The following is a 6,686-nucleotide window of genomic DNA, read 5'->3' on the forward strand; positions in this document are numbered from 1 at the left end:
CCCTTATCCTCACATTATCACGGAGACGGTTGTCGTTGTCATCGACCGTAATGCTGATGCGCTTTTGGCTCATGCCATCTACCGACAGCGAGTCCAGGGCTTTATCAATAAATTCCTTTTGCGCCCTTTCCGACATCGCATCGACCCGGTAGCTGCGCTCCACTACCTGCGTCTTGCCATCGGACTTGCCGATTACCTCTATCCTGATGTATGTTTTATTGGCTTTGTCGTCTTCCTTTGATTGGGCTAGCGTAGTAGTACTGAAGGCAGCCGTCAGGGCGAGGGAAAATAGCGCGGTTCGCAAGAATGTCTGTTTCATAAGAGTAGATTTTTCGTTTTTGGAGTAAAATAATGGTTGAAGATAGCTTGTTAAAAGATGTTAAACGGTAGAATTGCTGATCACTCAGTGCTTAAATTTGTTATTAATCGCTTTGTAAGGCAGGCCAGTATGCGCGCCCAGCTACATTGGTAACGTTACAAACAAAGTCGCGCTGACAAAAAAAACGTTGCATCGGATTTTTAAAAAAATAAATGACTAGAAGAAAAATACAAGGCATCGTAGGACTGATGTGCCTGGCCCTGATCGGACTGATCGGCTTTCAATGGTATTTCATTAGTGAGGCCATTGTGGTGCGCAATGAGCAGTTTAACCACAAAGTGGCCGAATCGGTACAGCAAGTCGTGCATCGGCTGGAAAAGCAGGAGATGCTGTATCTGCTGCAACAGCGCATCGACAACGAGCAGCAAAATGCCAAACTGGAAGAAATGACCCGCGTAAGCGAGGCATCGCGATCGAAGTCCGCCAATAAGCAACCTGAGCGGGTGGCCGTCGCCCAACCGCCAGCGCGACAAGTACCCTCCCGGATGCCATCGGGCAGTCCTTCCGGAATGGAAATTTCTATTGGCCCTTCGGGCGAAATCAGCTACCAGTACTTTTCGGAAGTTGCTCCTTCGGACGCATTGAGTCCCAATTTCAGGATCATGGCCGACCGGCAGCAGCAGATCATGGAAGAATTTTTCCAGGCGCAGCGCATGGGTGCCGCTGGCCTGGATGAGTTTATCCGCCGCCGCCTGGCCGAGGAACAAACCCTGGGCCACGCGTTACAATCTGTGCATCGAGGGCAGTCTATTTCGCCTAAGGTTGAAAAACCCACTGATACAGGAAAAAACCGAAGACCCTACGATGCACTCCCGGCAAAATCTCAAAGCCGCCCGTCGGACCGCAGACCGTCTGGCCGCACTCAGCTTCTTCGCGAAGTTATGCAGGATTTGGTTTATACCCAGCGACCCATCGAGGAACGCGTCAATCGCTTTTTGCTCGATTCTTTACTAAAAAAGGAACTGGCCCAGAACGGCATCACATTACCCTACGAATTCGCGGTGCGGGCGCAGGCGGGGAGGAATTTGTTGTTCTCCACGGCCGAGCTTAAATCGGGTACCTGGGAGCAAAGCGCTTACAAGGCTTCGCTATTCCCCAGCGAAATGCTGAGCGGAAACAACCTGCTTTACGTAATTTTTCCTGAACAACAGCAATACATCCTCCGCAAAATGAGCGCGATGTTCGCTAGTTCGGGCATCCTTCTGCTGGTGATTCTGGCGTGCTTTTACGTGGCCGTCAGCACGATTTTGAAGCAGAAAAAGCTCTCCGACATTAAGAATGATTTCATCAATAATATGACTCACGAGTTCAAAACGCCTATCTCAACCATTGCCCTGGCGACCGACATGGCCCGTGAGAACGCTCAGTCCGGCCCCATAGCTGAACTTCCCGCCCGCATCGACCGCTACCTGGGCATTATCCGCGAGGAGAATAAGCGGCTGGGCACTCACGTCGAGAAAGTGCTGCAAATGGCCCTGCTGGATAAAGGCGAAGTAAAAATAAAGCAGGTTGAGGTAAATATGCACGATGTGATCGCCAAGGTACTTAACAGTCTGAGCGTCCAGATTGAACAGCGTGACGGCGAGGTAGAGTTGGACTTTGAGGCTACCGAAGAACTCGTCGGAGGTGATGAACTACACCTTTCCAATGTACTTTACAATCTGGTGGACAACGCGATCAAGTACTCACCCGACGAACTACACCTCACCGTCAGCACCGCCAACGAGGCCGACGGCATCCGCATCGCCGTAGCCGACCACGGCCTGGGACTTTCTCGCGAGCAATCGCAGCGAATTTTCGACAAATTCTACCGTGTTCCGACGGGCAACCTGCACAACGTCAAAGGATTTGGCCTGGGATTGAGTTACGTGAAAAAGATGATTCAAGCCCACGGCGGTACTATAAACGTCACTAGCCAGGCGGGACAAGGTAGTGTGTTTAGTGTGTGGCTACCTACTATCAATGTCAGAATTAGTGAGTTAGTGAATTAGTGAGTATTGCTTTCGCATAACCCCTCTATTAATCTCTCATTCACTCAATCTCTCATTCAAAATTATAAACCCCAACGTTACTCATGCCCAATTTACTACTCGTAGAAGACGACCCGAACCTGGGGGGATTGCTGCAGGAGTACCTGACCGATAAGGGGTACCCGACGGACCTGGCGACCGACGGGCAACAAGGTTGGCAAATGTTCGTCGATGGAGCGCACGACCTTTGCATTTTTGATGTGATGATGCCGCGCAAGGATGGCTTTTCGCTGGCGAAGGAAGTACGGATGAGTGGTCGTAATGTCCCTATCGTGTTCCTGACCGCCAAATCTATGAAGGAAGACACCATTCAGGGTTTCCGACTCGGTGCCGATGACTACATCACCAAGCCTTTCGATCGTGATGAACTGCTGCTGCGAATCGAGGCGATTCTGCGCCGCTACCATCGGCAGACGATGCAAGAAGCGGAACAGAGCGTGTTCAAGGTGGGTAGTTACTCTTTCGATTACGAACACCAGCAACTGAGCCGTGACGGCGAGACCTCCCGCCTGACCAGCAAGGAATCGGAGTTATTGAAATTATTTTGCCAAAACCTCAATCAACCCGTCAGCCGAAGTTACGCCCTGAAAATGATTTGGGGCGATGATACCTACTTCAACGCCCGTAGCATGGATGTGTACGTCACCAAACTACGCAAACACCTCCGCGGCGACCCGTCGATTCAGATTATGAATCTGCACGGGGAAGGGTTTAAGTTAATGGGATAGCATTGCCCTCTTTGGGTTAAGGGTCAAATGGCCAATGGTTAAACGGCGTTCTACGCCATCCTTTCAATTATGAATTTTAATCTGCATTATGAGTCGAAAGACGCTTCGGATTGCCTCGTACGCTAAACATTTAACCTTATAACCCTTAACCGTTTGACCCCATCAACCACGCCTCGTTCATTTGACCAAACTTCCCAAAATCTCCCGCATTGCGGCTGACGGGATAATATGGTTAAAATTCGACCAATAGACCTCATCATACTTGGGTAATTTTTGGGAGGGAAATTGTGAGGTGTCGAGTGGCACTTCTGAGGGCGGGACAGCCTTGCCGTTGCTTTTTAGGATGTCATTGGCCACAAAATGTAGTTTAATGGTTCCCGTCAGCGTGTCGCGTTTGTCCATGAAGTCGGTCTGGATCAGGAGTTGCGAATCCTGCAGGTACCATTTGCCATCGTAGGGCAGATAGTTGGTGAAGCTACTCACGCGCTTGGCCTCGCGGCTTTTTTTGCCCAGCATTTTGCCCATCGCGCTCTTCATCGAACCCTTGAAAACCTCGTCCATGCCCTCGGGCGTGAAGTCGTAAGCAATACGGACGATGGCTGAGTCGGATTTATTTATGCAGATAAGGCCGTTGCGCGCGCCCTTCACCTGCGGACCGACGGGCCGGAAGTGGATTTGATAGACATCCTTATTATTGTAAAAAGCAATGCTGTCGTCCAATTGGAAGCGGTAGTCGGCGAGGTTGCTGCCCGACAGGTACTCCGGTAGCCCCGTGTCGAGGCTGCGCGTGACGATGGCCGGGCCGCTGGGAAACTCGTAGTCGTCCATCACCTTGTCGCGGCTGGTACTTTCGAAGCGGCGGCCCCGCAGCATTTTGTACTTTTCGGGAAACTCGGTTTTCGGGCGCGGGTCTTTCTCCACTTTCAGCACCGCCTCGCGGATGTCCACATAAGCGTCGTTCTGTTGCAAAGTTTCCTGATAAAAGCCCGTCATCATGATCGGCGTATCGGTGTAGTTTTTGGTCACCTTGTTCAAAGCCGCCATTACCCAGCCACGGGCATCGAAACTTTTGACATAGCCGCTATCCACCACTACGGGCTGCGCCGTTTCCAGTTCCAGCATCACACTCTTGTCGCCCGGCACGAATTCACCCCCCTTCCGCGCCAGATTCTTATAGCCCAGGTGCGCCACGGTCACGTCTTCGTCGGCGGCGATCTTGGGAAAGCGGTAATAGAATTCGCCCTGCTCGTTGGCGATGGTACCTAAGCCCTTCGACATAACACCGATGTGCGCGTAGGGAATCGGTTGCCGGGTAGTTTTGTCGATAATCTTGCCGCTAATGATGATATATCCCTGAGCAAAAGTGCTTGTACAGCAAATGATTGAGAAAAACAGAAAGGCAATCAGCCGGAGAGAGTCTAGCATTATTATAAGGTAGATGGGTTTGATTACAAAAGTGCAGAAGACGTAGTTGAATCCAATATTTGTGCCATCTTTTTATCACCAACTACCCACTCAATTTTTCAATTCCTCGATCCGCAGTACGAGGTTGGGGTCTGGGCAGTTTTCCAGGTAGGTCTGCCGATCGGCAAGGGAAGCTACCCCAGGGTAGTCGCCGTGGTAGCCGCTTAGTTCGGTGATCAACTGGAAGTGAAGGTGCGGGGGCCAATTGCCATTTTCCGGGAAATCGCCAATGGCGGTAAACGCCTCGCCCGGCGCTATCTCCTTCCCTACGAATATATTCTCCAACGAAGCCAGGGTAAGATGGCCGTACAAGCTATGGAATTCGAAGCCTTCCAGTTCGTGGCGCAGAATGACCGTCGGCCCGTAGTCGCCGAAGTTGTCGTTGAAGGCCACACTCTGCACCACACCCAGCAACGGAGCGCAGATGGGTGTTTGGGCGTCGGCCCAAACATCCACGCCCAAATGAATGCAGCGTCCCTCCGCCGCGTAGTCGCCGAAGTGCGCCGAGCGGCGATAAATCACGCGGTGTTCGTCGTAGCCGCCCACGCCGATGTACTGGCCGTTATCCAGCATTTTGCCAAAAACGTAGTCTGAAAAGGCTGCCGTGTCGGTCAAGTCCAGGGTGGGCAGATCGGTATTTTGGGCCGTAAAGTCTAGCTTACGAAAGGGTTTATCCGCAAGAATAATTGGAGAAAATGAGGGAGAGGATCGTAGAGCCGTAATCAGCGACATAAATATTATTTGACGTAAAAGAGAAAATACAAAATAAGGCAAAAGCCGCCCTAACCTTCAAAGAATTCTAAGAAAATCATTTTGCGGCCAAGAGAATTGTGTAAAAAGTTCCTTCCTCTTGAAATTTAGGCGGAATAGCTATCTTGCGCAAATAAATGAAGGCCAGGAGGCTGGCATCACTCTCAACTTTCAACTTTCAACCCTCCACTAAATGACCGACACTACCTCCGCCAGGCACCCGCGCGGCCTCTATGTACTGTTCTTCACCGAAATGTGGGAGCGATTCAGCTACTACGGTATGCGGGCCATCCTGCTTCTGTATCTCATTAAATCAGCGGCTGACGGGGCCCTCGGACTACCGGAAGACACGGGCGGAGCCATCTACGGTCTTTACACCTCCTCGGTGTATCTGCTCACGCTGCCGGGCGGCTGGATCGCCGACAATATGCTGGGCCAGAAAAAGGCCATTCTATGGGGTGGTATCGTCATCATGATCGGTCATATTTTGCTGGCCGTACCGGGGAGCAACGCCATTTTCTTCGCCGGACTTTGTACGGTCGCCATCGGTACCGGCCTGCTCAAACCTAACATCAGCTCCATTGTCGGCAACCTCTATCCCGAGGGCGGCGCGCGGCGCGACGCGGGGTTTTCTATTTTCTACATCGGTATCAACCTGGGTTCGTTTTTGGGAATGACCATTGTGGGGTACCTGGGCGAGAAGGTCGGCTGGCACTACGGCTTCGGGGCTGCCGCCGTTGCCATGTTTCTGGGTGTGGTGGCCTTCCGACTCAACAGCAAGCACTTGGCCGGACTGGGCGAACCGCCCGAAGTGAAGGGTAGTCCAACGTTTCTTTACGTGGTAGCGGGGGCATTGGTACTCATGGCGACACTAGTACTGACGGGCATTCTCGACGCGGTAGAACTGGCTAATGTGATGAAGTACGTCATTGTAGGTATCACCGTGCTGTACTTTGCCTACATCGGACTATTGGACAAAACGCTGAGCATAGTCGAGAAAAAGCGCGTGGGCGTACTCTTTATTTTCTTTATAGGGGCAGCACTGTTTTGGTCGGGCTTCGAGCAGGCGGGCTCCTCGCTGACGATCTTCGCCGACCGCCACACCGACCGCTTCCTGGGCGGCTGGGAAATGCCCGCCTCCTGGTTCCAAACGGCCAACGCCTTCTTTATCCTCGTGTTCTCGGCGCCCATCGGAGCTTTGTGGATCTACCTGAAACGAAAAAAAATCAACCCCTACGTTCCCGTCAAATTCGGGCTGGGGTTGATTCAATTAGGCTTCGGCTTCCTGATCATGTACTGGGCCGCACAGTACGCCGTCGAGGGTATCCAGGTTGG

General features: G+C 51.9%; 5 protein-coding genes and 1 pseudogene. 3 read left to right on the forward strand and 3 right to left on the reverse strand.

What is annotated here, in order from left to right; genetic code table 11:
* Positions 1–319: pseudogene (locus tag ACEW8P_RS16595) on the reverse strand (hypothetical protein); the annotation flags it as partial.
* A gap of 212 nt (positions 320–531) precedes the next feature.
* Between ACEW8P_RS16595 and ACEW8P_RS16600 the strand changes: the two are divergent.
* Positions 532–2,370, forward strand: coding sequence for a sensor histidine kinase (locus ACEW8P_RS16600; protein WP_373514192.1), 1,839 nt, complete (start codon positions 532–534; stop codon positions 2,368–2,370).
* Between the two features lie 83 nt (positions 2,371–2,453).
* Positions 2,454–3,137 (forward strand): response regulator transcription factor, encoded by a 684-nt coding sequence (locus ACEW8P_RS16605; protein WP_373514193.1) that lies wholly within the window; start codon positions 2,454–2,456, stop codon positions 3,135–3,137.
* Between the two features lie 177 nt (positions 3,138–3,314).
* Here ACEW8P_RS16605 and ACEW8P_RS16610 read toward each other — a convergent pair whose 3' ends face one another.
* Together ACEW8P_RS16610 and ACEW8P_RS16615 are read right to left on the reverse strand one after the other, a co-directional pair.
* Positions 3,315–4,562: a carboxypeptidase-like regulatory domain-containing protein gene (locus tag ACEW8P_RS16610; protein WP_373514194.1), complete on the reverse strand. Its 1,248-nt coding sequence runs from the start codon at positions 4,560–4,562 to the stop codon at positions 3,315–3,317.
* Positions 4,563–4,652: 90 nt separating this feature from the next.
* The gene (locus tag ACEW8P_RS16615) at positions 4,653–5,333 is read right to left on the reverse strand and encodes a peptidoglycan DD-metalloendopeptidase family protein (protein WP_373514195.1); all 681 of its coding nucleotides are present in this window, start codon (positions 5,331–5,333) and stop codon (positions 4,653–4,655) included.
* Positions 5,334–5,544: 211 nt separating this feature from the next.
* On the opposite strand from ACEW8P_RS16615, the gene ACEW8P_RS16620 reads away from it, so the two are divergent.
* Positions 5,545–6,686: peptide MFS transporter (locus tag ACEW8P_RS16620; RefSeq protein ID WP_373514196.1), on the forward strand; the 1,142-nt coding region annotated here is incomplete at its 3' end.

Origin of the sequence: Persicitalea sp. (assembly GCF_041751555.1) — a bacterium.
In the GTDB taxonomy this organism is placed as follows: domain Bacteria; phylum Bacteroidota; class Bacteroidia; order Cytophagales; family Spirosomataceae; genus Persicitalea.